Annotated in this window: 25 protein-coding genes, 1 riboswitch and 1 other annotated feature; of the genes, 15 read left to right on the forward strand and 10 right to left on the reverse strand. The window is 48.1% G+C overall.

Annotation, left to right across the window (positions count from 1 at the left end):
- Positions 1 to 100: 100 nt before the first annotated feature.
- Entirely contained in the window at positions 101 to 1,291 is a 1,191-nt protein-coding gene (locus NST62_RS01215; RefSeq protein ID WP_328219780.1) for a pyridoxal phosphate-dependent aminotransferase, read from the reverse strand.
- A gap of 160 nt (positions 1,292 to 1,451) precedes the next feature.
- Here NST62_RS01215 and NST62_RS01220 point away from each other — a divergent pair, with 160 nt between their 5' ends.
- The 5 genes from NST62_RS01220 (at position 1,452) to NST62_RS01240 (ending at position 5,608) form a co-directional block, all read left to right on the forward strand.
- A complete protein-coding gene (locus NST62_RS01220) occupies positions 1,452 to 2,246 on the forward strand; it encodes a carbon-nitrogen family hydrolase (RefSeq protein ID WP_328219781.1) in 795 nt (264 codons plus the stop codon).
- Positions 2,247 to 2,455: 209 nt separating this feature from the next.
- Positions 2,456 to 2,740 (forward strand): sigma factor, encoded by a 285-nt coding sequence (locus NST62_RS01225; RefSeq protein ID WP_342463048.1) that lies wholly within the window; start codon positions 2,456 to 2,458, stop codon positions 2,738 to 2,740.
- Positions 2,724 to 2,999, forward strand: coding sequence for a sigma-70 family RNA polymerase sigma factor (locus NST62_RS01230; RefSeq protein WP_328219783.1), 276 nt, complete (start codon positions 2,724 to 2,726; stop codon positions 2,997 to 2,999). The genes NST62_RS01225 and NST62_RS01230 overlap by 17 nt, the downstream gene beginning before the upstream one ends.
- Positions 2,983 to 4,038, forward strand: coding sequence for a DUF4179 domain-containing protein (locus NST62_RS01235; RefSeq protein WP_328219784.1), 1,056 nt, complete (start codon positions 2,983 to 2,985; stop codon positions 4,036 to 4,038). Before NST62_RS01230 ends, NST62_RS01235 begins: the two co-directional genes overlap by 17 nt.
- Positions 4,039 to 4,240: 202 nt before the next feature.
- The gene (locus NST62_RS01240) at positions 4,241 to 5,608 is read left to right on the forward strand and encodes an RsmB/NOP family class I SAM-dependent RNA methyltransferase (RefSeq protein ID WP_141601254.1); all 1,368 of its coding nucleotides are present in this window, start codon (positions 4,241 to 4,243) and stop codon (positions 5,606 to 5,608) included.
- Positions 5,609 to 5,837: 229 nt separating this feature from the next.
- Here NST62_RS01240 and NST62_RS01245 read toward each other — a convergent pair whose 3' ends face one another.
- A complete protein-coding gene (locus NST62_RS01245; protein WP_342463049.1) occupies positions 5,838 to 6,170 on the reverse strand; it encodes a DUF3784 domain-containing protein in 333 nt (110 codons plus the stop codon).
- 242 nt (positions 6,171 to 6,412) lie between these two features.
- On the opposite strand from NST62_RS01245, the gene NST62_RS01250 reads away from it, so the two are divergent.
- The 6 genes from NST62_RS01250 to NST62_RS01275 all read left to right on the forward strand — a co-directional run bounded on the left by NST62_RS01250 (position 6,413) and on the right by NST62_RS01275 (position 10,670).
- Complete coding sequence (locus tag NST62_RS01250; RefSeq protein WP_181733221.1) at positions 6,413 to 6,556, forward strand: hypothetical protein; 144 nt, start codon at positions 6,413 to 6,415, stop codon at positions 6,554 to 6,556.
- A 5-nt stretch (positions 6,557 to 6,561) separates the two neighbouring features.
- Positions 6,562 to 6,864, forward strand: coding sequence for a DUF2269 family protein (locus NST62_RS01255; RefSeq protein WP_141602111.1), 303 nt, complete (start codon positions 6,562 to 6,564; stop codon positions 6,862 to 6,864).
- Between the two features lie 211 nt (positions 6,865 to 7,075).
- Entirely contained in the window at positions 7,076 to 7,615 is a 540-nt protein-coding gene (locus tag NST62_RS01260) for an isochorismatase family cysteine hydrolase (RefSeq protein ID WP_141602112.1), read from the forward strand.
- 225 nt (positions 7,616 to 7,840) lie between these two features.
- Positions 7,841 to 9,139 (forward strand): UV damage repair protein UvrX, encoded by a 1,299-nt coding sequence (locus tag NST62_RS01265; RefSeq protein WP_181733226.1) that lies wholly within the window; start codon positions 7,841 to 7,843, stop codon positions 9,137 to 9,139.
- A gap of 145 nt (positions 9,140 to 9,284) precedes the next feature.
- The gene (locus tag NST62_RS01270) at positions 9,285 to 9,605 is read left to right on the forward strand and encodes a YolD-like family protein (RefSeq protein WP_141602113.1); all 321 of its coding nucleotides are present in this window, start codon (positions 9,285 to 9,287) and stop codon (positions 9,603 to 9,605) included.
- A gap of 111 nt (positions 9,606 to 9,716) precedes the next feature.
- Positions 9,717 to 10,670 (forward strand): NAD-dependent epimerase/dehydratase family protein, encoded by a 954-nt coding sequence (locus NST62_RS01275; protein WP_141602114.1) that lies wholly within the window; start codon positions 9,717 to 9,719, stop codon positions 10,668 to 10,670.
- A 175-nt stretch (positions 10,671 to 10,845) separates the two neighbouring features.
- Here the strand turns inward: NST62_RS01275 and trpB (NST62_RS01280) are convergent, their stop codons facing one another.
- The 6 genes from trpB (NST62_RS01280) to trpD all read right to left on the reverse strand — a co-directional run bounded on the left by trpB (NST62_RS01280) (position 10,846) and on the right by trpD (position 16,757).
- Positions 10,846 to 12,012, reverse strand: a complete 1,167-nt coding sequence (gene trpB / locus NST62_RS01280; protein ID WP_342463050.1) for a tryptophan synthase subunit beta — start codon at positions 12,010 to 12,012, stop codon at positions 10,846 to 10,848.
- A 249-nt stretch (positions 12,013 to 12,261) separates the two neighbouring features.
- Positions 12,262 to 13,044 carry a tryptophan synthase subunit alpha gene (gene trpA / locus NST62_RS01285; protein ID WP_141602116.1) on the reverse strand — a complete coding sequence of 261 codons (783 nt, stop codon included), beginning with the start codon at positions 13,042 to 13,044 and terminating at the stop codon, positions 12,262 to 12,264.
- Positions 13,041 to 14,231 (reverse strand): tryptophan synthase subunit beta, encoded by a 1,191-nt coding sequence (gene trpB / locus NST62_RS01290; RefSeq protein WP_141602117.1) that lies wholly within the window; start codon positions 14,229 to 14,231, stop codon positions 13,041 to 13,043. The genes trpA and trpB (NST62_RS01290) overlap by 4 nt, the downstream gene beginning before the upstream one ends.
- A gap of 59 nt (positions 14,232 to 14,290) precedes the next feature.
- Complete coding sequence (locus NST62_RS01295; RefSeq protein ID WP_141602118.1) at positions 14,291 to 14,929, reverse strand: phosphoribosylanthranilate isomerase; 639 nt, start codon at positions 14,927 to 14,929, stop codon at positions 14,291 to 14,293.
- Entirely contained in the window at positions 14,926 to 15,723 is a 798-nt protein-coding gene (gene trpC / locus NST62_RS01300) for an indole-3-glycerol phosphate synthase TrpC (RefSeq protein ID WP_141602119.1), read from the reverse strand. Before trpC ends, NST62_RS01295 begins: the two co-directional genes overlap by 4 nt.
- Positions 15,723 to 16,757, reverse strand: coding sequence for an anthranilate phosphoribosyltransferase (gene trpD, locus NST62_RS01305; protein ID WP_141602120.1), 1,035 nt, complete (start codon positions 16,755 to 16,757; stop codon positions 15,723 to 15,725). The genes trpC and trpD overlap by 1 nt, the downstream gene beginning before the upstream one ends.
- 88 nt (positions 16,758 to 16,845) lie before the next feature.
- Positions 16,846 to 17,073, reverse strand: a binding site (T-box leader).
- Between the two features lie 125 nt (positions 17,074 to 17,198).
- Here trpD and NST62_RS01310 point away from each other — a divergent pair.
- Positions 17,199 to 17,678 carry a hypothetical protein gene (locus NST62_RS01310; protein ID WP_328219789.1) on the forward strand — a complete coding sequence of 160 codons (480 nt, stop codon included), beginning with the start codon at positions 17,199 to 17,201 and terminating at the stop codon, positions 17,676 to 17,678.
- Between the two features lie 323 nt (positions 17,679 to 18,001).
- On the opposite strand, the gene NST62_RS01315 is transcribed toward NST62_RS01310, so the two are convergent.
- Positions 18,002 to 18,490, reverse strand: a complete 489-nt coding sequence (locus tag NST62_RS01315; protein ID WP_328219790.1) for a QueT transporter family protein — start codon at positions 18,488 to 18,490, stop codon at positions 18,002 to 18,004.
- 11 nt (positions 18,491 to 18,501) lie between these two features.
- Positions 18,502 to 18,545: riboswitch (PreQ1 riboswitch) on the reverse strand.
- Positions 18,546 to 18,914: 369 nt separating this feature from the next.
- Between NST62_RS01315 and NST62_RS01320 the strand changes: the two genes are divergently transcribed.
- The 3 genes from NST62_RS01320 to NST62_RS01330 are packed head-to-tail and all read left to right on the forward strand — an operon-like array spanning position 18,915 to position 21,770.
- Entirely contained in the window at positions 18,915 to 19,925 is a 1,011-nt protein-coding gene (locus tag NST62_RS01320) for an ABC transporter substrate-binding protein (RefSeq protein ID WP_141602123.1), read from the forward strand.
- 33 nt (positions 19,926 to 19,958) lie between these two features.
- Complete coding sequence (locus NST62_RS01325) at positions 19,959 to 20,948, forward strand: ABC transporter permease (protein WP_141602124.1); 990 nt, start codon at positions 19,959 to 19,961, stop codon at positions 20,946 to 20,948.
- A 27-nt stretch (positions 20,949 to 20,975) separates the two neighbouring features.
- The gene (locus tag NST62_RS01330; protein WP_141602125.1) at positions 20,976 to 21,770 is read left to right on the forward strand and encodes an ABC transporter ATP-binding protein; all 795 of its coding nucleotides are present in this window, start codon (positions 20,976 to 20,978) and stop codon (positions 21,768 to 21,770) included.
- 324 nt (positions 21,771 to 22,094) lie between these two features.
- On the opposite strand, the gene ilvA is transcribed toward NST62_RS01330, so the two are convergent.
- The gene (gene ilvA / locus NST62_RS01335) at positions 22,095 to 23,354 is read right to left on the reverse strand and encodes a threonine ammonia-lyase IlvA (protein WP_141602126.1); all 1,260 of its coding nucleotides are present in this window, start codon (positions 23,352 to 23,354) and stop codon (positions 22,095 to 22,097) included.
- Positions 23,355 to 23,399 lie beyond the last annotated feature (45 nt).

The following is a 23,399-nucleotide window of genomic DNA, read 5'->3' on the forward strand; positions in this document are numbered from 1 at the left end:
CTGAATTTTTCGTCAATTGAACCGTAGATCTTTGAAGATATGGGAGGGAGACGGGCAAAAATTTTACCCCCTCCGCCTGTTCGAAGGGGAGGGGGTGAGTTCATTTCTGAACTTTTGCTTTGTTTTTTTGGAAAATTCCTAATGCTTCAATGCGGCGGATGGCTTCGCGGATCCGTTCTTCCTCCACCAGCAGGCCGACCCGGATATAGCCTTCGCCGTGCTCGCCGAATCCGTTTCCGCTTGCGACTGCCACATCCGCTTTTTCCAATAGGTAATCGGAAAATTCTTGGCTCGTAAACCCTTCCGGAACCGGCAACCATGCAAAGAAGGAGCCTTTTGGCGCTTTTACGTTCCATCCGATCCGGCGGGCTTCTTCCACCAGCACATTGCGGCGGGATTCGTAAATGTTTCGCAATTCTTCCACACAGGATTGATCGCCATTCAATGCATAGGCGGCCGCGCGCTGTACGGCAGGGAAGAGGCTGCAGAACAGATGGTCTTGCAACAAGTTGATGGCTTCAATGATGCTGCGGTTTCCCACCGCAAAAGCGACGCGCCAGCCGGCCATGTTATAGGTTTTGGATAATGTGTAAAACTCGATGCCGACTTCTTTTGCCCCTTCCGCTTGCAGGAAGCTGACCGGTTTCTTCCCGTCGAATCCAAGGGCTCCGTATGCGAAATCGTGAACAACGGCAATACTGTGTTCTTTTGCAAATTGCGCCGTTTTTTCGAAGAACGCCAAATCGGCTGTGGCGCCCGTCGGATTGTTTGGATAGTTCAAATACATCAATTTTGCCCGCCTTTTCACTTCATCAGGCAAAGCGTCATAATCCGGGAGAAAATCATTTTCCTCAAGCAATGGCATTGTATCAAAATGAACATCCGCCAACACCGGACCGGATAAATAGTCCGGATACCCCGGATCCGGAAGCAGCATATAGTCTCCTGGATTAAGCACACACAACGGCAGCTCGACCAGCCCAACTTTTGCGCCGCCTAAAATGGCCACTTCTTCATTCGGATCGATGTCGGCATTGTATTCCCTTTTGTAAAAGTCGCTTACGGCTTGTTTTAATTCTGGCATGCCACGGAAAAGGGAATATTTATGGGTGGCAGGATCGGCTGCCGCTTCTTGAAGCGCCTTGACGATGTGAGGAGGCGTTGGCCGGTCCGGATTCCCCTGTCCGAGATTGATCACGTCCCGCCCTTCAGCAATCGCCGTATTCACTTTTTGCACAAGGGAAGCAAAAAATTGAGTAGGGAGTTTTTGGAGTTTATCGGATAATTCCATGTGCATCCTCTTTTCTTATTGATTTAGTCGGTTAAGGTACAACTTGATGGAATTCTCAAAATCTGTCATTCTGTATTTTAAGGAAGTTCCCGTTTATAATTATAAGTAGATATGTAGGAATATTATTATTTTTTTGAATAATTGTCTAGGGGGATTTGTGATGAAAATTGGTTGCATTCAAATGAATGTCGGGTTTGGGAAGGTGGAGGAAAACTTCGAACGGGCGGAGCGGCTGATTCGCGAAGCGGTTGAGAAGGGCGCTGAAATTGTGGTATTGCCCGAAATGTGGAATACCGGTTATGCCCTGGAAAAGTTGGAGGAATTGGCGGACGAAAACGGCGACCGCACGAAAGCCTTTCTTCAACGCCTTGCCCGGGAGCTGAATGTACATATTGTCGGAGGCTCTGTCGCGACAAAGCGAAACGGCAAGTTTTATAATACGATGTATGTGGTGAACCGCGATGGGGAATTGGTGAGCGAATATAGCAAAGCCCATTTGTTCAGATTGATGGATGAGGAGAAGTACTTGGAAGCGGGGAATTCCATGAACCGCTTCGATTTGGACGATCTTCCGGCAGCGGCTGTCATTTGCTATGATATCCGCTTTCCTGAATGGCTCCGGGCCCATGCATTGGCCGGGGCGAAAGTGCTGTTCGTTTCCGCCCAATGGCCGACTCCGCGGATTGATCATTGGAAAATTTTGTTGCAGGCACGCGCCATCGAAAATCAATGTTTTGTCATCGCCGTGAACCGGATTTCCCGCAAACCGGAAAATTTCAACGGCCAGTCGATGGTGATCGAGCCTTGGGGAGAAGTGCTGTGGACGGGAGCCGAAGATGAAGAGTTGGCGGTGATCGACGTGGATTTCTCCAAAGTGGATGAAGTCCGCACACGAATTCCGGTATATGACGACCGCCGCCCGGAATTGTACGGGAAAGTGGTGGAGCAAAAGTAAAGGATTGGATCTATGGACCGAGCAGGATGGGATGCTCGGTTTTTTTATTGGATTTATTGAAACTTGAGTGGACGTCATTTTTTTGAATGGTGTTGGCAATTATTGCATACCAGAAATAGAGGTTTTTTGACTGTCGATAAAAAACTTTAATCCTTTGAAACTTTTCCTTTATTCCGGAAGCTCTAATTAATGAAAGGAGGATTAAGAGAGTGAAACATGATATCGAACTAGTGGAAAAAGCAATCAAAGGAGATGCGCAAGCCTTTGAACAATTGCTTTTTAAAGAAGAACAAATGCTTTATTATAAAGCGCTTTCCTATGTTGGAAGGAAAGAAGACGCACTGGACGTTATCCAAGAAACAACTTGCAAAGCGTTTTTAGCGATTAAAGATTTGCGAAATCCCGAATATTTCTCGACATGGCTCTTCAGAATTCTCATTCGTGAATGCTACCAATTATTGGAAGAAACGCGATCGAATGATTCCGTACGATGAAATGGAACTATTAAGGAAAATGGAACACAAACAGGAGCTGCCATCTGATTCTTTACATTTAGGCGAAGCATTATCAAAGTTAAATGAATCCTATCAAACCTCGATTATTTTATTTTACTATCACGACCTGTCTATTCGGGATATTGCTGAAGTGATGGGAAAACCGGTTGGAACAATCAAAACCTATTTGCGAAGAGCAAAAAAACATTTAAAAAATGAACTGGAAAGGAGTTATAAGTTCAATGAAAGAACAATTTGATCATTTCGATGTGTTTCCGCAAGCCGAAGTTCGATCGGCGATTCGCACTGGAATTGCTCAAGCACAAGAGCAAATGGATGGAAAGGTGAAAGCTCCTTTATATAAAAGAAAAATCACTTATCTTTTAAGCTGTGTGGCTGCAGTATTTGGATTATTATTTATTTCAGCTCAATATTCTCCTGCGATTGCAACGAGTTTATCGAAAATCCCTTTAATCGGTTCTGTTTTTGGCGATTCCGACTTAATGGGTTTACAAAATGCCTACCAAGAAGGGTTAATCGACGAAATTGGCGAAACACAAACAATTAATGGAATATCCGTTACGTTAAATGAGGTTCTATCTGATCAAAGCAATATTACAATCGGCCTCATTATTGAGTCTGAAAGGGAATTAGGTGAACATTATTTCGGTGCAGGCATGGATATTACGATTAATGGAAAATTGCCTAAAGCAGTTTCAGGTTCTTATGGAGAAGAAATGATTTCATCAACCACTCGTACAGCCATTCAAATGATCGGCATTACCGAAGAGATGCCTGACCAATTTGAACTGGGGCTAACGCTTAAGGGAGAAAAAGGGGAAAAATGGCACTTCTCAACGCCAATCAAAAAAATAAAAGACATAAAAACAATTCCTGTTCAACATGAACAAACAGTAGATGGCATACAACTCAAGGTAACAGAAGTGTCCATAAGCAAAACAGGTGTAAGTGTATCTTTTGAGAGTTCTGAAAAAGTGGACGATTTTGATAAAACGAGAGGGCAATATATCGATTTCCTAGTAGTAGACCAAGATGGCAACAAACTGACAAACCTGTCAGGCGGAGTGACAGGGGAAAGAATGAAAGATGCCATCGTGTATAAAAGTAAAAAGCAATTTGATCCAATTGACTCAAAGGTGACGGAATTGACCATTACCCCATATTTGGAGATTCCATCGAGTGGTGGCGGGGCAGATGAAAACGGTCAATATATCGAAAAGGATTATAGTGGGCTAAAAGATGTTAAATTTGAACCATTTACAGTGAAAATACCTTAATGATTGAAAAGGGCGTCCTGAATTTACAGACGTCCTTTTTTGATTATAGCCCTGTTTGGGCAAATCACCAAATAATAATGGAATAGTTAATATTTCTAATTTCACAATATCAGTAAATATCTTCACCAATACGGTTAATAAAAATATGTTCACCACCCCAAATATCAAAATGAATGATAATATACTTTTTGAGGTGAATAAATTGAATCTTCCACAAACCTTTCAAGAAAAAATGAAAAACTTATTGCAAGAAGAATATGATGCCTTTATTCGAAGCTATGAAGAAGAGAAGAATCAGGGCTTGCGAATAAACACGCTAAAAATTTCAATAGATGAATTTTTACAAATGAATCCTTTTACAACCGAGAAAATCCCTTGGGTGAAGGAAGGCTATTTTTATCCTGGCAATGAACGGCCAGGAAAACACCCTTACCATGAAGCGGGGTTGTATTATATCCAAGAGCCGAGCGCGATGGCGGTAGGGGAATTGGCGGATCCCCGGCCGGGAGAGCGCATCCTCGACTTGTGCGCGGCGCCGGGAGGGAAGACGACCCACCTTGCCTCCGAAATGCGGGGGGAAGGACTGCTCGTTTCCAATGAAATCCATCCGCAGCGGGCGAAAATTTTATCGCAGAACGTGGAACGGATGGGCATCCAAAACGCCATTGTGGTAAATGAAACGCCTGAGCGTCTTGCCGTCCGTTTCCCCGGCTTTTTCGACCGGATCCTGGTCGATGCTCCTTGCTCCGGGGAAGGGATGTTCCGGAAAGATGAAGAAGCCCGCCTGCACTGGAGTCCGGAAAATGTGGCCCTTTGCGCAAGACGGCAGGACGAAATCCTCGACCATGCCCAAAGCATGTTGAAGCCGGGGGGACGGCTCGTCTATTCCACATGCACCTTCTCGCCGGAAGAAAACGAGGGAACAATCAGCCGCTTCCTTGAAAAGTATCCGAACTTTGAAATTGAGCAAGTGGAAGTGTACGAAGGCTTCAGCCCGGGAAGAGCCGATTGGGTGGAAAAGGCGGCTCCCGGCATTGAGAAGACGATCCGCATTTGGCCCCATCTCGTGAAAGGGGAAGGGCATTACATCGCCGTGCTGAAAAAGGTGGACGGGGATGAGGCGCCCCGCATCAAATATGCCAAATCGAAACTCGATCCGAAAATGTTGAAGGCCTATCAGCAATTTGCAGGCGAAACATTGAACAGGACGCCTTCCGGAAATTTCATCGCATTCCATGATCAACTGTATGCGCTGCCGGAAGAGGCGCCGGCTTTGGATCAACTGAAGGTGCTGCGTCCGGGCCTGCATTTGGGAACGTTCAAGAAAAACCGCTTCGAGCCTTCCCATGCCCTCGCTTTGGCACTAAGCGGGGAGGATGCGAAAAACGTGTGGAATCTTCCCGCGGATTCGGAGGAAATCCTCGCTTATTTGAAAGGGGAAACCTTGCAGGCAGGCGGTCCAAAAGGCTGGTATCTGATGACCGTGGACGGCTATTCCATCGGCTGGGGCAAGCTTGCCGGAAATGTGATGAAAAACCATTATCCGAAAGGCCTGCGCTGGATGGGATAGCAGGCGCCTGCGCTGGCAGGCTGCCGCTTTATGTTTCGCGCAGGTTGTTGCATCCTGGCGGGATTTTCATTTGTTGCGGCTTTGCCCCAAATGTTTTACAAAAAATGAAAATCTACCCTGCACAAGTCAACAATTGAACATTTCCACATACATTAGAAATAACCTCTCGAGGCTGCTTTTTACGGCTTTGGGGGGTGTTTTGTTTTGGGCCGTTGCGGAGGCGCCTGAATCAACTTTTCCTGAACCGGTTTCCGGTGTTCAAATAAATGATCATAAAAACCACGACGCCGACAAACAGGGCGATTCCCGCAATCAGCAACCATAATATTTCAAATATCTCCGCTATCGTCCATACGACCATCAGCCCGGTCAAAACGAACATGTTTTTGCCGACAAACCGGCATAAGGCGGGTTCGTCGTACTTGGCTTTTTCTTCTTCCGGCAATGTATTATAACCGGCGATCAAAAAGCCGCCTTTTCCTTTGTATAAATAAAAAGCAAGCAGCAGCATGGGTACCGCGATGATCCCGTTAATCATAATCAGGGCCAATTTTTCATTCATGCCTTTATTCGCCTCCTTTCTTTGATTATAAGGAAATTGGGTATTGATTGATATATTTATATTTTGTTAATGTAAATAATTTAAAATTCAGTTATTTCATATGGAATTTTCTATAATTTCTCCAAATCTTCAGGTTTTTTTTCAAGATTAATGAACACCATTGGGGCTTTTGTTATAATGAAGCAGGATTTCAACATTTTTACAGTAATTATAGTAGAATTATGGATTTGGAGATATTTTACATGTCACTTTACGGATTGCTCGTACTTATCCATGTGGTGGCGGCGGTTGTGGGGATGGGACCATCCTTTGCCATGCCGGTCATCCAGTCTTTCGGCAAGACGAAAGAAAGCCTCGTTTTTGTCAACCAAATCGTGAAAAGGTAGAGAGTGTGGCGAAAGTGGGAAGCATCATCCTAATCCTCTCAGGGCTCATTATGGGCGCGCTTAACACATCGTTGTTCACTCAAGGCTGGTACATTGCGTCCATCGTGCTATACGTCATCGCCCACTACTTGGCGGTGGGATATACGGGCAAGAGAGTAAAAAAAGTTTCCGAAATTTTGGACGGTTACAAAGGCAGCGACATTCCGGCCGATGCAGCAGCATTGAATAAACAAATCGCCGCTGCGGGAATGACAGCTTCCCTCATTGCGGTGGTCATGATTGTCCTCATGTCGGTAAAACCGTTCTGATTGGCCCTTTGGAAGGCATTGAGACGAATATTATTGAGTAAAGTGCTAATTATAATGCATATTAAAGGAGAATCCGGACGCAGCCCGGATTCTCCGTTTTTGTCTGTCCGGCGGAGATGTCTCAATTTTATTAATCCTTTTGGGGCATCGTTTCTTTCCAAAATTTCCATGATACAATAGAAATATAAAATCAGGGAAAGAAGGTGTCGTGATGCGAGAGGCTTTGCTGATTGTGGACATGAGCAACGATTTTGTGGCGGATGATGGCAGCTTGACGGCCGGGAAACCGGCACAGGAAATTGTGCCGTATATTGTGGAAATGGCCGATCAATTTTTGGAGAAGGATCAGATTGTCGTTTTTGCGATGGATGCCCATCAGGAGAACGACCCGCATTTTGCATTATGGCCGCCCCACAATGTGGTCGGGACGAAGGGGCAGCAGCTGTACGGGGAGCTACAGGACTGGTACGAAAAGCATAAAGACCATCCGAATGTAATCATGCAGCCGAAAGAAAATTACAATGCGTTCTTTCGCACAGGTCTTGCGGACAAGCTGCGTTCCCTCGGCGTGGAGAAAGTGCATGTATGCGGCGTGTGCACGGACATCTGCGACTTTTTGACGGTGGCCGGAGCCGACGCGGAAGGATTCAAAACGGCCGTCCATAAGCGGGGCGTCGCGACCTTTACGGATCAGGGCGAACTTTTTATTGAACATATGAAGAGATGCTTCTTTACGGAAGTGGTGGAGTAGTGTTGCTTTTGGAATAAAGAAGGGACCATCCGGGGATCGTCCGGATGGTTTTTATTTGGGGCAGGATGGCGCTTGTGCGGATATCCGCTTGCCCAATCACCGTCCGAATTTCTTTCCCAAGTTTTCCCACTTGTCGTCTCAATGGTCTCATTTTAAAATGAGGTATAGAACATACGTTCTGCACATATAATCTATACATATAATGGATAAGCGGAGGTGGCCATGATGCACATCCATGCGCTGAATTACACGGACTTTAGCCCCGAAGAATTGTACGAGCTTCTTCCGGACCGTTCGATCATTTGCATCGATATGCGCTGTTTTTATGCCAGCTGCATGGCGATGCTGCACAATTTGGATCCGATGGAAGTGCCGATTGCGGTCGTAGGCAACTTTGAGCAAAAGGGGAGTGTCGTGCTCGCTGCATCACCACCGATGAAGAAACGCTTTGGCATCAAAACCGGCTCCCGCCTTTATGAAATACCGAAACATCCGGACATCCGGCTGTTTGAACCGAAAATGGAATTTTTTGTGCGAATGTCCATGGAAATCACCAATTTGCTCAACCAATTCGTACCGAAAGAAGCGATCCATGTCTATAGCATTGATGAAAGCTTCGTGGATCTGTCCGGCACGGAAAAGCTTTGGGGTCCGCCGGAAGAAACGGCAAAATACATTCAAAAAAGCATCTACAGCCAATTCCAAATTCCGAGCGCGGTAGGGATGGGGCCGAATATGCTGATGGCCAAATTGGCTTTGGATTTGGAAGCGAAGAAAACGAACTTTGCCAAATGGACTTATGAAGATGTTCCGAAAAAATTGTGGCCCGTTTCGCCCCTTTCGGAAATGTGGGGGATTGGCCGCCGCACGGAACGCTCGTTGAACAATATGGGCATTTTCAAAGTGGGGGATTTGGCTCGCGCGGATTTGGAGATGTTGGAGAGCCGCTTTGGCATTTTGGGAAATCAATTATATTACCATGCGTGGGGAATCGATTTGTCCCCTCTCGGCGCCCCTATTGCGGAGGGGCAGATCAGCTTCGGCAAGGGGCAGATGCTCATGCGGGATTACCGGACGCGCCGGGAGATTCTCACGGTCATTTTGGAAATGTGCGAAGATGTGGCTCGCCGGGCAAGGGAAGCGCATCAGGCGGGACGGACGGTTTCCCTCGGCGTGGGCTACAGCAAAGACGCCTTTGGGGGCGGGTTCCTGCGCTCCCGGACAATCGACGAACCGACGAATGATACGATGAAAATTTATGAAGTCTGCAAAGAACTGCTGGATGAATATTATGCCGAGCGCCCGGTCAGACAAATCACCATCAGCCTTTCCAAGTTGGAGACGGAACGCTCCATGCAATTGAGCTTTTTTGACCGCCAAAAATGGAAAAGGCGGAAACTTGGCGCGACGATGGATTATTTGCGTTCCAAAATCGGACCGACCGCCGTCCTTCGCGCGGTGTCTTATACGGAAGCGGGAACCGCACTGGATCGGTCGCAGTTTCTTGGCGGCCATAAGAAATAGAAACATGGATGCCCGCAAAAGGCCGATTCGTGCGGGATTCGCTTCCCGAAGGCACGCGGAATGGAAAGGCCGCCGTTTGCGGTTCTTCCAAAATCGCTTCCACCGCCACCACCCAAATTCTTCGAAACAAAAGAGGTGAAGAAAGATGATTCGAGATCGGGGGAATATCAAATGGAACGCGATGATGCTCCCGGAACATGTGAAAATGCTCAGGGAATGGAGAGAGAAGGACAGATGCGAAGAGAGGCCGGTTCTGGATGAATGGGCTTTGCAGGATTTGAATGAACAGCTCATCGCGGCATGCGCCAATCACTGTGAAGTCGAGCTGAAAATTTGGCAAAACCGGCGCATCTTTAAAGCGGCGGGAAAAATCGCCGAACTCGACGGCAAACGGCGCATCTGCACATTCGAGGACGGCCGCGCTTTCCCCTTTGAATCCATCTGCGGCATCACGGTGATGGAATAAAAATAAAAACCCTCCTCTGGTCGAATGAATAGCCCATCGGTAAACGCCGGCATATAAATAGTTTACGGCACATTTATATGTTCCATAATCACTCGACAGAGGAGGGGCGAAATGAAGAGAATCATTGTCACAGGTGCGCTTGGACAGATTGGTTCCGAATTGGTGAGAAAGCTCCGGATTGAATATGGAAAAGACAATGTCCTGGCAACGGATATACGGGAAGACAAGAACCATGACGGACCCTTCGAAGTGCTGGATGTCCTCGATGCGTTGAAAATGTACGAAGTGGCGAAAAAGTTCAAAGCGGATACGATGATCCATTTGGCGGCGCTGCTTTCGGCAACGGCGGAAATCAAGCCGATTCTGGCATGGGAATTGAACATGGGCGGCCTGTTGAATGCATTGGAAGTTTCCAAAGAATTGAATATGCAATTGTTCAATCCAAGCTCCATTGCCGTATTCGGCCCATCGACTCCGAAAAACGACACCCCTCAGGAAACGTTGCAGCGGCCGACGACCATGTATGGGGTGAATAAAGTGGCAGGGGAGCTGCTCTGCGATTATTATCATTTGCGCTATGGCGTGGATGTCAGGGGTCTCCGTTTTCCGGGCCTGATTTCGCCGGGAACGCCGCCCGGGGGAGGGACGACCGATTATGCGGTGGAAATTTATCATAAAGCGGTGAATGAAGGGAGTTATACTTCTTATATTGCGGAAGGCACTTATATGGATATGATGTATATGCCCGATGCATTGAACGCCATCGTGGAATTAATGGAAGCGGATCCTGCCAAATTGACGGTCCGCAACGCCTACAATGTTTCCGCCATGAGTTTCGATCCGTCGGAAATCGCGGCGGAAATCAAAAAGCATATTCCGCATTTTGAAATCAAATACGATGTCGATCCGGTGCGGCAAAGCATCGCCGAAAGCTGGCCGAACAACATCGATTCATCCCGGGCGGTTGCCGACTGGGGATTCAATCCGAAGTATGATTTGAAAGCGATGACCATCGATATGCTCGATAAAATCGGGGGCGGCATTAAGAGCAGGACGCCGTTATAAAGGAATTCGAAGGGTTCTTGACATAGATTCTCCATGACAGCGGACATCGCAATGATCCGGCGTATTCGCCGTGACATGGCTGCAAAATCAAAAGGGGAGTTCGGCAAAATGCGAACATCCCCTTTTTTATTTTAAAAGGATTTTGCGGGGCCTCTCTGATAAGCACCCCCGGATCTTATTTGTTTTTCAGCAATTCAAATACTTGCTGCACGTCTTTATCGCCGCGTCCGGAAATGTTGACGATGATCGTATCTTCAGGCGATAAAGTCGGCGCAAATTTCAACGCATAAGCGACTGCGTGGGAGCTTTCAAGGGCAGGAATGATGCCTTCCGTTCTGGACAACACCTGGAATGCATCCAACACTTCGTCGTTTGTGACAGTCACATATTCGCCGCGTCCGGATTCATGCAAGTAAGCATGAAGCGGGCCTACTCCCGGATAATCCAATCCGGCAGCGATGCAGTCCGTTTCAAGCAAATTGCCTTCCTCATCTTGAAGGACATAACTTTTGAAACCGTGAAGAACGCCAGGTTTGCCTTTTGTAATGGTTGCCGCGCCGGCAGGTTCCACCCCGATCAAGCGCACGTTTTCATCATTGATGTAATGCGCGAACGCACCGGCTGCGTTACTGCCGCCCCCCACTGCCGCAATGACCGCTGTCGGAAGTTTTCCTTCTTTTTCTAAATGTTGCGCGCGGCTTTCACGGCTGATGACGGATTGGAAATGTTCCACGATTTCGGGATATGGCGTAGGACCGACTGCCGATCCAAGCAGATAGAATGTGTTGTCATGGTTTTTCACCAAATCCATGAATGCTTCATCGACCGCTTCTTTCAATAAGCCGTTTCCTTTGTCGACGGCCACCACTTTGGCGCCGAGAAGCTCCATGCGGAACACGTTCAACGCTTGCCGTTTCGTATCTTTTGCCCCCATGTAAATCGTGCATTCCATGCCGAACATCGCGGCGGCTGTCGCAGTGGCAACCCCATGTTGTCCCGCTCCGGTTTCCGCGATGATTCTCTTTGCACCCATGCGTTTGGCAAGCAAAATTTGGCCCAGCACGTTGTTTAATTTATGGGAGCCGGTATGGTTCAAATCTTCCCGTTTTAAATAAATTTTGGCGCCGCCCAATTTTTCCGTTAAATTTCTTGCAAAATAAAGAGGCGTTTCGCGGCCGGCATATTCTTTCAAGTAGTAGTTCAGTTCATTGTTGAAATCCGGATCGTCTTTCACTTTCGCGAATTCTTCCGCGATCCGGTCGAGAACTTTTTGCACTTCATGCGGCACAAAGCTTCCGCCGTAATTGCCGTAATATCCGTTTTTGATTAATGTTTGGCTCATGATGATTACAACTCCTTTTTTAATATTATTGTCTCAGAGCGCATCGATTTCAATATCAAATTTACGGAACAGTCGATATTGTAACAAAAATCTGTCAATAACGGGCGGGGTTTCCGCAAAAACGGCGGACAAAACCCGCGCTGCCGATAGATTGCCAAACGCGGCGAAATCGCCGCAAACTTCAAATTCAAAGAAGGGGCGATATCTCCGCGGAGGGCCGATATTGCCGCAGCACGCAAGGCGAAACGTTTAAGCCAATGGAACGGTTTTTGAAGCTTTGACGAGATTTTCGATAGCATCCCAGTCGCCCTTTGCCAGACTGTCGACGATTTTGCTGCCGACGATGACGCCGCTTGTAAAGGAGCCGAATTGTTTGACATGTTCAGGGGTGGAAATGCCGAACCCTGCCAATACAGGCGTATCGGTATAGCTTTGGATTTTTTTGAAATGGCTCTCCAAATCGCCTTCGAAAGAGGAGCGGGCGCCGGTGATTCCGTTGACCGTCACGGCATAAATAAATCCTTCGCTGGCTTTCGTCAATTTTTCAATCCGTTCCGGCGTGCTTGTCAATGAAACGAGCTGCACCAGGTCAATGCCGGCTGCCTTAAGCGCCGGATGGACCAAATCGCTTTCTTCCAGAGGCATATCCGGAATAATGACGCCGCGGATGCCCGCCTTATGGGCGTCTTTGGCGAATTGGCCGATGCCGTAAGCAAGCACCGGATTCAAATACGTCATCGCAATCAACGGAATCTTGATTTCATGGGCAAAGCCGGCAAGGGTTTCGAGCACTTTGCGCAGAGTGGTCCCATTGGCCAAAGCCCGCACGCCGGCTTCCTCGATCGTCGGTCCGTCCGCAACCGGGTCGGTGAAAGGGATGCCCACTTCGATGGCCGTAACGCCCAGCTCCTGCAGCTTCAAAATGGTCGGTTTTAGTTTTTCAAGTCCGCCGTCGCCCGCCATAATGTATGGAATAAAGGCTTTATGGCCTTGCCGGTTCGTTTCCAAAATCGCTTCTTTGATTTGGCTCATGCCAGCTCACCTCCAAGGGCGTCATAAATGGTATGCACGTCTTTGTCGCCGCGGCCGGACAGGCATACGACGATGATTTGGTCCGGATCCATCGTTTTTGCCAGTTCCGTCGCATAATGGACGGCATGGGCGCTTTCAAGGGCGGGGAGGATGCCTTCCGTCCGGCAAAGAAGTTTCACTGCCGCAAGCGCTTCGTCATCCGTCGCCATCACGTATTTGGCGCGGCCGGTTTCATGCAAGTAGCAATGTTCCGGTCCGACTCCCGGATAGTCGAGCCCTGCGGAGATGGAGTGGGCTTCCTGCACGAAGCCGTTGTCATCCTGCAACAGGTACATAAAAGCGCCATGCAGCACGCCTGTTTTTCCGGCGTTGATCGCGGCCGCGTGTTTCCCGGTTTCAAATCCTTTGCCGGCCGCTTCCACGCCGTACAAAGCGACTTCTCGATCTTCGATGAACGGATAGAACATGCCGATGGAGTTGCTTCCGCCGCCGATGCAGGCAACGACCGCATCCGGAAGGCGGTTTTCTTTTTCTAAAATTTGTTTCTTGGTTTCATCTCCGATCACCCGTTGGAAATCGCGGACAATGACAGGGAAGGGGTGCGGACCCAAGGCGGAACCCAAAATGTAATGGGTTGTTTCCACATTGGTCACCCAGTATCGCAGCGCTTCATTGACCGCGTCTTTTAATGTTCTTGATCCTTTTTCGACCGCCACCACTTTTGTGCCCAAAAGCTCCATGCGGAACACGTTCAAGGCTTGGCGCTTCACATCTTCGGCTCCCATGAAGACGATGCATTCCATGCCGAGAAGGGCGCAGGCGGTCGCCGTTGCCACACCGTGCTGGCCGGCTCCCGTTTCGGCCACGATTTTCGTTTTCCCCATTTTTTTGGCGAGCAATGCCTGGCCGAGGGCGTTGTTGATTTTGTGAGCACCCGTGTGATTCAAATCTTCGCGTTTCAAATAAATTTTCGCGCCGCCGCAATGTTTTGTGAGGCGTTGGGCAAAATAGAGGGGCGTTTCCCTGCCCACATATTCTTTTAAATAGTAGCGAAGTTCCTGTTGGAAGGATTCGTCCTGCTTATAATGTTCATAGGCTTCTTCCAGCTCTTGCAAAGCGGTCATTAAAGTTTCCGGAACAAATTGGCCTCCGAAACGGCCGAATTTGCCTTTTGTTGTCATCGTCATGTCAATTAGCTCCTTTTACGGTTTGTTGTGAAATGGTTGGCAGCTTGATGTTAAGCGTATTATTTACGTTCATTTATACGCACGGTTTGTGTTGAAGCGGCTGCAGCCTGGATGAACGATTGGATCAGTTCGCAGCATTTTTTCCCGTTCTTTTCCACACCGCTTGAGACATCCACGGCGAAAGGTTGGACGGCGGCAACCGCCTGCCGGACGTTTGCGGGGTTGAGACCTCCCGCCAGAATCACTTTCTCCCTCGGGATGGAAAGGCGCTCCAGCAATGACCAGTCAAAGACTTTGCCGCTCCCGCCGGCGTAATCGGTTCCGGGAGCGTCGAACAGATAGTAATCCGCCTGATATCCGGCGGCTTTTTCGACATCCTTGGCGTCCCGGATGGAAAAGGCTTTGATGGAAGGGCAGCCCAGTTTTTTGATAAAGTCGGGGTCTTCATTGCCGTGGTATTGCACATAATCGAGCGGGACTTTTTCAAAAGCTTCCCGCACTTCCGCTTCGGAGGGATTGACGAAGACTCCGACTTTTTTGACGTGGGCCGGTACAAGTTCCGCGAGCCGGGCCGCTTGTTCAACGGTAATCTGCCGTCTGCTCGGCGCAAACACGAAGCCGACGAAATCCGCTCCCGCATTGACGGCGCAGAGCACATGCTCCGGTTCTTTCAATCCGCAAATTTTTACCTTGGTCATGGCTTGACATCCTCCGCCGTCGGAAGTTTGACTTGGAAAGATGCCAATGTCTCTTCCGGATTTCCGCTTCGCATCAACGATTCTCCGACCAGAATGGCCCGGGCGCCGGCCTTTGCCACCCGTTCGGCGTCGGCTGTCTCAAAAATGCCGCTTTCACTGATGAAGGCGATGTCTTCGTATTGGTTGATGATATTGGCCAATTTTTCCGTTTGGGCCAAATCCATATGGAACGTTTTTAAATCCCTGTTATTGACGCCAATCAGTTTCGGATGAAGGCGGAGGGCCCGCTCCAGCTCTTCTTCGTTGTGCACTTCCACGAGCACTTCCAATCCGCGGCTTGTCGCATAGTCGTACAATTCGGACAACGTTTCGTCATCCAGGGCTGCAACAATCAGCAGAATGACCGATGCGCCCGCGTGAAGGGCATAATCGATTTGCACCGGATCGATGATGAAATCTTTATTTAATATAGGAAGGTTTACATTTTTGGAAATGTCCGCTAAATCTTCGAAGGAACCTTTGAAAAACTTTTCTTCCGTCAAAACCGAAATGCAGGCGGCTCCGGCTTTTTCATAGCGCTTTGCCTGTTCGACCGGATCGGCTTCCGCATTGATGATCCCTTTGGAAGGGGAGGCCCGCTTCATTTCGGCAATGACCTGAAGGGTGTCCGATTTCCGCAAAGTTTCGTACAGGGACGGGCGTTTCTTTAAAGGGACGTTCCGTTCAGGCTTCGTTGCTTTCAATTTTGGAAGAAGGGTTTTTTTATGTTCGATGATGGTATCCAAAATCGTCATCAGACTGTTTGCTCCTTTATAATGTTTTGGCTGAACTCGACGACCGCCTCCAGCTTCTCATAGGCGCGGCCGGATTCGATGGCTTCTCGGGCGATGGCCACCCCGTCCTTCAATGAATCGGCGGTGCCGTAAGCGTAGAAACCGAGGGCCGCATTTAATACAACGGCATCATAATATGGCGTGCGTTTGCCTTTTAAGAGGGCCTTTAAAATTTCGGCATTTTCATCCGGTGTGCCGCCTCGCAGGTGCGAAACCGTTGCCGGCTGCAATCCCAATTGTTCGATATCGATGGTCAAAGGCCGGATGTCGCCGTTTTCAAGCAGCACGGCGCGGTTCCGGTGATCCAGGGACGCTTCGTCCATTCCTTGGGAACCGGATACGACGATGGCCCGTTTGCGGCCTAAAATGCGCAATACTTTTGCGTATTCTTCGACGAAATCCGGACGGTTGATGCCGACAAGCTGGACGTCCAAATCCACAGGGTTTGTCAAAGGGCCGACCAGGTTGAAGATTGTCGGTTTTCCGATGTCCCGTCGAACTTCGCCGATGCGTTTGAGTTTCGGGTGAACGGCAGGGGCGTATAGGAAAACGATGCCTTCCTGCTTGAGCAATTGCACGGATTCTTCGACGGTGAAATCCGTATGGATGCCTAATGCCTGCAGAACATCGGCGCTGCCGGAAGAGCTGGAAATTTTCCGGTTGCCATGTTTGGCCACTTTGACGCCGCTGCTGGCCAGCACGAATGCGGAAGTCGTGCTGATGTTGAAGGTTTGCAGCCCATCGCCTCCGGTGCCGCAATTATCGATATAAGGCCCTTCCGGCACAGGGATGCGGACGGCATTGGATTTCATGACGATGGAAAGGGCGGCAACCTCCTCGGCAGTTTCTCCTTTTTCACGGAGGGCAAGCAAAAATTCCTTGATGTCCTCTTTTGGCGTTTCCTCGTCAAAAAGGATTTTCGCCGCCTGGATCATGTCATCGTAAGGCAAGTTTTCTTTTTGTTGTACGCGTTTTGTAAAAGTTTGAATATCCATTCTATCATCCTCCAAATTTATAATTTGAAGTTTAGATAGAATAGCCGAAATAAAAAAATCCTCTGCAAACGGGCGCAAAACCCCGTTTGCAGAGGACGACATTGCTGCCGCGTTGCCACCTCTGTTGAAGCAGTTCATACTTCCACCTCAGTGTGCCCAACCTCCAGGCACTTCCCAGTAACGCGGGAAAGACGTCAACCACTTGCGCAGTTGCTCTCGTAAGGCCCATTCACGAAAGGCATGCGCCAGTTTTCACCGACCACTGGCTCTCTCCGGCATGCGCATTTCGCTACTATTCCTTACTCATCAATTTTGGCTCGGCTATTCTCAACTAAACTCTGCTCAACTCAACTAATCTATCGGTGCGGTGGCTGTGCTTCCACAACATTTCTCCGCCACGAACAATTTAGTTGATGAATATTTTATTCAGAAATTGTACGAATGTCAATAATTTTCGAGCAATTCGAAATGAAAAAGGGGGAAGACAGTAAAAAAGGGCTTACATTCGAGATGTTGTCGGATAGCGTGTTTTCCGTCCCAATATCCCAAAACCGTCCCAAAAAGCTTACATTCGAGATGTTGTCGGATAGCAGGGAAAGCGGCGGTGCGGGAAGGGAATTGGGGACGGGATATGCAGAAGATGGGTTAGGAGTACGAGTATGGGGGGTATGTGCTTTGGTTGGGAGCATAAGTGCGCGAGAATGGGGATTAAATGCGTTAGAGGAGGGTTCAAGTGCCCGAGTGTGGGGGTTAAGTGCCCCGATATGGGGGTTATGTGCCAAAGCTGATGAATTATCCGCCCGAGGTCAGGAGATAACTGCCCAAGCGAGGGAACTATCTGCCCAAGTGAGAGAGGTAATCGCCCGAGCCAGGGGATTAAGTGCCCAAGCGAGGGGGCTATGTGCCCAAGCCGAGGTGTGATCCGCCCGAGGCCAGGAGATAACTGCCCAAGTGAAGGGGCTATCTGCCCAAGCGAGGGAGTTATGTGCCCAAGCCGAGGTGTGATCCGCCCGAGACCGAGGGTTAAGTGCCCAAGCGAGGGAGCTATCTGCCCAAGTGAGAGAGGTAATCGCCCGAGGCAGGGGGTAACTGCTCAATCTGAGGAATTATCCGCCCAAGGCCAGGTGTTATCTGCCCAAACCGGCCCTCCATCCGCCAGGCGCAATCCTGCGGAAGAAGCCCCCTGCCGTCCATCCATCAAAAAAAGAGCGAATGGCCTGCATTCGCTCTTTCGAATCCGCTGTTTACCGGCCGATTAAATTCTTGAAATCCAGCCGCTTGTCCAACAGCTTCATAATCGGGATGCCGACGAAGAGAACAACCGTTTCCCCGATGGCCGTTGTGAGCCAGGAAAGCCAGAATGGAAGTTCCAGCGCCAACTTTAACTCCAAGGCAATGATCCACATCATGAACGTAAAGACGAATGAATTGATCAACATGCGGTATATCACATTTTTCACATATTTGCCGACGATGATCAGAATGGTCAAGCAGATGACGGAATGCGATACGCCAAACACCAAATCGAACCAGCCAAGCGGCGAAAACAGATTGGCGATGAATACTCCCGAAACAACCGCCAACATATAGCGGGGATTGAAGGCTACCAGATGATTGAAAATTTCGGCGATGCGAAATTGGATTTCCCCATAGCTTAAAAAGGACAGGGTATAGGTTACAGCGATATAAAGGGCCGCAATAATTGCCGTAACGGCCAAAAATTTCGGTTTCATATAAAATAAGTCACTCCTTAGTTTTTTATCGTGGGATTTCGCGAACCACGGTGTGATGGACACACAAAAATTCATAATATCACAATAGAAGGAAAGTATCAAATTGGCTCTTGGAATATTTTAACTAATATAATTGTAGATTTTTTTTATAAATATCAAATTTCACAAATTCCTCACAAAATATTCGTTATTTTTGGATAATAATTTATTGCATAAAATTAATGTAATTTAGCGGTTTAAAGCAATAAATTATTATAATTGATTTAATAAAATGAATATTTATAAATTCAGAACATTTCTAATGTTATTGACTGTTTTTTGTCGAAAATGTAATATAACGTTAAACTCTAGCTTTATCAGAATAAAGCGAAAAGTTTTTTTATTGAAATCATCAGAATTTTAATGCAAACAGTGGGGGGATTATATGAAAAGTAGTATGAAAAAACTATCATTTTTACTGATCGGTTTAATTTTGATTTTGGCTGCTTGCGGCGGCGGTAATGACAATACATCCGAATCAAAAGACAAAAAAGATGGGGAAGAGACAAAAACATATAAAATCGGGGTAACACAGATCGTCGAACACCCGTCTTTGAACGCGGCATACAAAGGATTCCAGGACGCGTTGAAAGATGAAGGATTGAAAGTGAAATACGACTATCAAATCGCGCAGAACGATAACAGCTTAAATACGCAAATCGCTCAGAACCTCGCAAGTGCGGGAGTGGATTTGATTTTCGCGAACTCCACACCATCCGCGCAAGCTGCGAAAAACGTAACAAGCGATATTCCAATCGTTTTCACATCCGTGACGGATCCGGTGAAAGCGCAATTGATCGATTCCATTGAATCTCCTGGAGGAAACGTGACAGGTACGATCGACTTGCATCCGGATGCCATCAAAACGACTGTCGAATTCATGAAAAACGAATTGAACATTGAAAAAATCGGTATGGTTTATAACGCCGGGGAACAAAACTCCGTGGCGCAAGTGAACCAGGTGAAAGAAATTGCTGATTCTTTGGGAATGAAAGTGGAAACTGCGACGGTAGCCCAAAGCTCGGAAATTAAGCAGGCGGCGGAATCATTGATCGGCAAAGTGGATGCGTTCTATATCATTACGGACAACACGGTGGTATCAGCCCTTGAATCCATCGTTCAAGTGGCGGAAGTCAACAAATTGCCTCTTGTAGTGGGCGAATTCGACTCTGTAAAACGCGGCGGATTGTTGGCGTTCGGTTTCGAATATTATGACATCGGTTACCAGGCTGGAAAAATGGCCGCAAAAATCTTAAGAGGCGAAGCGACTCCTGCGGAAATCCCTGCAGAATATCCGGCAACATTGAAATTGGTTGTGAACAAAGACACTGCGGAAAAACTGGGCATCGAAATCAAAGATGACTGGAAAGCGGAATTGGTAGAAACGGAAAAATAATGAATTCGAGCATGTTAGGAGAGATGATTCAGTATGTTTACAGCAATGTTCGGGGCAGTTGAGCAAGGAATCATCTACGCAATTATGGCACTCGGAGTGTATCTGACATTCCGAGTGTTAGATTTTCCAGACTTGACGGTAGATGGTAGCTTTGTAACGGGTGCGGCCACGGCGGCGACGATGATTGTCCTGGGATATCACCCGATTGTTGCTTCGCTTGTCGCCCTGCTTGCAGGGTTTATTGCAGGATGTATTACAGGCATATTACATACCAAAGGGAACATCAACCCGCTCCTTGCCGGAATCATCATGATGATTGGCCTCTATTCCGTCAACCTGCGAATCATGGGCCTCTCGACTGAGAACGCAACGAGCCTTCCGAACGTTCCCCTCCTGAATAGTGAAACCATCTTCGCGAAATTTGCAAAAATTTGGGAACCATTAGGGATTGATTCATTTATCAATAATATTGTGGCGGGTCTTGGCGCCCAAACCCTTCCGCAAACTTGGGGAAATCTTTTTATGATGATCGTTGTGACGCTTGTGATCAAGTTGATCGTCGATTGGTTCCTCAAAACGGAAATCGGGCTCGCCATCCGCGCAACAGGGGACAATAAACGGATGATCCGCAGCTTTTCGGCCAATACCGACAACCTGATCATTTTGGGAGTGGGCCTATCCAATGCGCTTGTGGCGTTTTCCGGCGCGTTAATCGCCCAATATTCCAAATATTCCGATGCCACAATGGGGATCGGGATGATCACGGTAGGGCTTGCCTCTGTCATTATTGGGGAAGCGATTTTCGGCACGAAATCCATCATGCGCACAACGTTGGCCGTCATTGTCGGTGCGATGATTTACCGCATTGTATTGGCGATTGCACTCCGCGTGCCATTCCTTGACGCAAGCGACATGAAGCTGATTACGGCCGTCATCGTCATCTTGGCGTTGATTGTTCCGCAGGCCATCGAGAAACAAAAACAGAAGAAGCGCAAAGCAAAGCGCCTTCAAGCCAGAGTATAAAGGCAGCAAGAAGGGAGGGCGGACATTGTGCTCAAGCTAGAAGGAATTACGAAAATCTTCAATGAAGGAACGCCGGATGAAAAAGTGGCGTTAAATCATATCAATCTGCACCTCAAACCGGGGGATTTCGTGACGGTCATCGGGAGCAACGGTGCAGGGAAATCGACGATGATGAACATGATTTCCGGTGTGTTAACTCCGGATGTCGGGAAAGTATGGATCGATGGAAAAGATGTGACGAATTTGCCTGAATATAAACGTTCGCGCTACATCGGGCGGGTCTTCCAGGATCCGATGGCAGGCACGGCTCCATCGATGACGATTGAAGAGAACCTCGCGATTGCCTATGCCCGGAATTCCAGCCGCACGCTGCGGTTGGGAGTGAACCGGGAACGCCGGGATTTCTTCCGCACGGCTCTGGAAAAATTGCATTTGAATTTGGAAAACCGTCTGAACGCCAAAGTCGGATTGTTGTCCGGAGGGGAAAGGCAGGCGTTGTCCCTGTTGATGGCGACTTTTACGAAACCGTCGATTCTGTTGCTGGACGAACATACGGCGGCGCTTGACCCATCCCGGGCCGAATTGATTACGAATTTGACAAAGCAATTGGTCGAAGAAAACCAACTTACGACGCTGATGGTAACCCACAATATGCAGCAGGCCATCGATTTGGGAAACCGGTTGATCATGATGGACAAAGGACAGATCATTTTGGAAGTGAACGAAGACCAGAAACCGAATCTGACCATCCCTGACCTGATGGCGGAATTTGAACGCATCCGCGGCGAAAAAATGGCCACTGACCGAACGTTGTTGGGCTGAATGGAGACGAGTTTAAATATCGGACTGTACGATGTGGCGGTTCCATCATAAATCGCCTTTGGGAGAGCGGGTATCCGAACTTGCCGGGCATCCGCTTTTTTCATGGTGCAGGCAAGTAAAAAAGCAAAAACCTTTCAATGGTTTTTGCTTTTTTTATTATGAGGGCAAAATTTAATTTTCGATACTGCGAAAATCCCTTATTGAATGAAATTCGCACATAAGCTGCGAAACCGGACATAAAACGTCCCAATCCGCACATAAAGCATTGCAATCCGTGCATAACCGGCAAAAGAAGACCCCGGGCACGAAAGACCCGGGGGTTTTTTAAATCAACAATCCAAACAATGTGCTGTCTTTGTTCACTTCTTTGAACTCGAAGCCGTTCATGCGCATGCGTTCGATGATGCCATTATAGTCTTCCGGTTTGCTGACTTCGATGCCGACCAAGGCCGGACCTTCCTCTTTGTTGTTTTTCTTCGTGTATTCGAAACGGATGATGTCATCGGTAGGGCCAAGCACCACTGTCAGGAACTGGCGAAGCGCTCCTGCCCGTTGAGGGAAGTTGACGATGAAGTAATAAAGCAATCCTTCATATAATAAAGATTTTTCCTTGATTTCCTGCATGCGGCTGATGTCGTTGTTGCCGCCGGTGATGATGGCCACCGCCGTTTTTCCTTTCAGCTGATCGGCATACAAATCAAGGGCTGACACCGGCAACGCGCCGGATGGTTCGGCGATGATGGCATGCTTGTTATACAAATCAAGGATTGTCGTACATACTTTTCCTTCCGGCACGGTAATAATGTCATCCAAATACTTGCGGCAAATTTCGTACGTTTTTTGGCCGACGCATTGAACGGCTGTACCGTCGCAGAACTTGTCGATCTTTTCAAGGGTGATCGGGCCGCCGTTTTCAAAGGCCGCTTTCATGCTTGGGGCGCCTTCCGGTTCGACGCCGATGACTTTTGTCGTCGGTGAAATGTTTTTGATATAGGCGGCCACTCCGCTCATCAAACCTCCGCCGCCGATTCCGCCGAATACAAAGTCCAGGGGCTCGTCGATGTCGTTCAAAATCTCGACGCCCACAGTGCCTTGTCCGGCGATAATATCGTAATCTTCGAAAGGATGGATGAAGATCATGTTATGTTCGTTGCAATATTCCATCGCCGCATTGGCCGAATCATCAAATGTATCGCCGGCGAGCACGATTTCCACATAATCGCGGCCGAACATGCGCACCTGGTCGATTTTTTGTTTTGGTGTGGTAAGCGGCATAAAAATAGTCCCTTTGATTTTTAAATGGGAGCAGGAATAGGCCACGCCCTGGGCATGGTTGCCGGCGCTGGCGCACACGACGCCTCTTTCGCGGGCTTCGTCTTCGATTTTCTTTATTTTATAATAGGCGCCCCGCAACTTGAAGGAGCGCACGGATTGGAGATCTTCGCGCTTTAAATAAATGTTCGCTCCGTACTTTTCTGACAAGTATTCATTCTTTTGCAAAGGCGTATGAATCACGACGTCTTTCAATTGATGTTGGGCTCTGATGATGTTTTCGACTGTAAAACTTTTATCCGCAACTTCCATTTCAATTGTAACCTCCATAAAGATTCAGCATTTATATATTTTAAC

It is taken from the genome of Ureibacillus sp. FSL K6-8385, assembly GCF_038593155.1.
In the GTDB taxonomy this organism is placed as follows: Bacteria; Bacillota; Bacilli; order Bacillales_A; family Planococcaceae; genus Ureibacillus; species Ureibacillus terrenus.

Bases quoted from the DNA above. Each gene is read 5' to 3' on its own strand.
- NST62_RS01265 (WP_181733226.1), top strand. From the start codon at position 7,841: ATGCACATCCATGCGCTGAATTACACGGACTTTAGCCCCGAAGAATTG.
- NST62_RS01270 (WP_141602113.1), top strand. From the start codon at position 9,285: ATGATTCGAGATCGGGGGAATATCAAATGGAACGCGATGATGCTCCCG.
- NST62_RS01250 (WP_181733221.1), top strand. From the start codon at position 6,413: ATGTCACTTTACGGATTGCTCGTACTTATCCATGTGGTGGCGGCGGTT.
- NST62_RS01215 (WP_328219780.1), bottom strand. From the start codon at position 1,291: ATGGAATTATCCGATAAACTCCAAAAACTCCCTACTCAATTTTTTGCT.
- NST62_RS01315 (WP_328219790.1), bottom strand. From the start codon at position 18,490: ATGAAACCGAAATTTTTGGCCGTTACGGCAATTATTGCGGCCCTTTAT.
- NST62_RS01220 (WP_328219781.1), top strand. From the start codon at position 1,452: ATGAAAATTGGTTGCATTCAAATGAATGTCGGGTTTGGGAAGGTGGAG.
- NST62_RS01260 (WP_141602112.1), top strand. From the start codon at position 7,076: ATGCGAGAGGCTTTGCTGATTGTGGACATGAGCAACGATTTTGTGGCG.
- NST62_RS01295 (WP_141602118.1), bottom strand. From the start codon at position 14,929: ATGACCAAGGTAAAAATTTGCGGATTGAAAGAACCGGAGCATGTGCTC.
- trpA (WP_141602116.1), bottom strand. From the start codon at position 13,044: ATGAGCCAAATCAAAGAAGCGATTTTGGAAACGAACCGGCAAGGCCAT.
- trpD (WP_141602120.1), bottom strand. From the start codon at position 16,757: ATGGATATTCAAACTTTTACAAAACGCGTACAACAAAAAGAAAACTTG.
- trpB (WP_342463050.1), bottom strand. From the start codon at position 12,012: ATGAGCCAAACATTAATCAAAAACGGATATTACGGCAATTACGGCGGA.
- NST62_RS01235 (WP_328219784.1), top strand. From the start codon at position 2,983: ATGAAAGAACAATTTGATCATTTCGATGTGTTTCCGCAAGCCGAAGTT.
- NST62_RS01325 (WP_141602124.1), top strand. From the start codon at position 19,959: ATGTTTACAGCAATGTTCGGGGCAGTTGAGCAAGGAATCATCTACGCA.
- NST62_RS01230 (WP_328219783.1), top strand. From the start codon at position 2,724: ATGATTCCGTACGATGAAATGGAACTATTAAGGAAAATGGAACACAAA.
- trpC (WP_141602119.1), bottom strand. From the start codon at position 15,723: ATGACGATTTTGGATACCATCATCGAACATAAAAAAACCCTTCTTCCA.
- NST62_RS01275 (WP_141602114.1), top strand. From the start codon at position 9,717: ATGAAGAGAATCATTGTCACAGGTGCGCTTGGACAGATTGGTTCCGAA.
- NST62_RS01245 (WP_342463049.1), bottom strand. From the start codon at position 6,170: ATGAATGAAAAATTGGCCCTGATTATGATTAACGGGATCATCGCGGTA.
- trpB (WP_141602117.1), bottom strand. From the start codon at position 14,231: ATGACGATGACAACAAAAGGCAAATTCGGCCGTTTCGGAGGCCAATTT.
- NST62_RS01320 (WP_141602123.1), top strand. From the start codon at position 18,915: ATGAAAAGTAGTATGAAAAAACTATCATTTTTACTGATCGGTTTAATT.
- NST62_RS01310 (WP_328219789.1), top strand. From the start codon at position 17,199: ATGTCAATAATTTTCGAGCAATTCGAAATGAAAAAGGGGGAAGACAGT.
- ilvA (WP_141602126.1), bottom strand. From the start codon at position 23,354: ATGGAAGTTGCGGATAAAAGTTTTACAGTCGAAAACATCATCAGAGCC.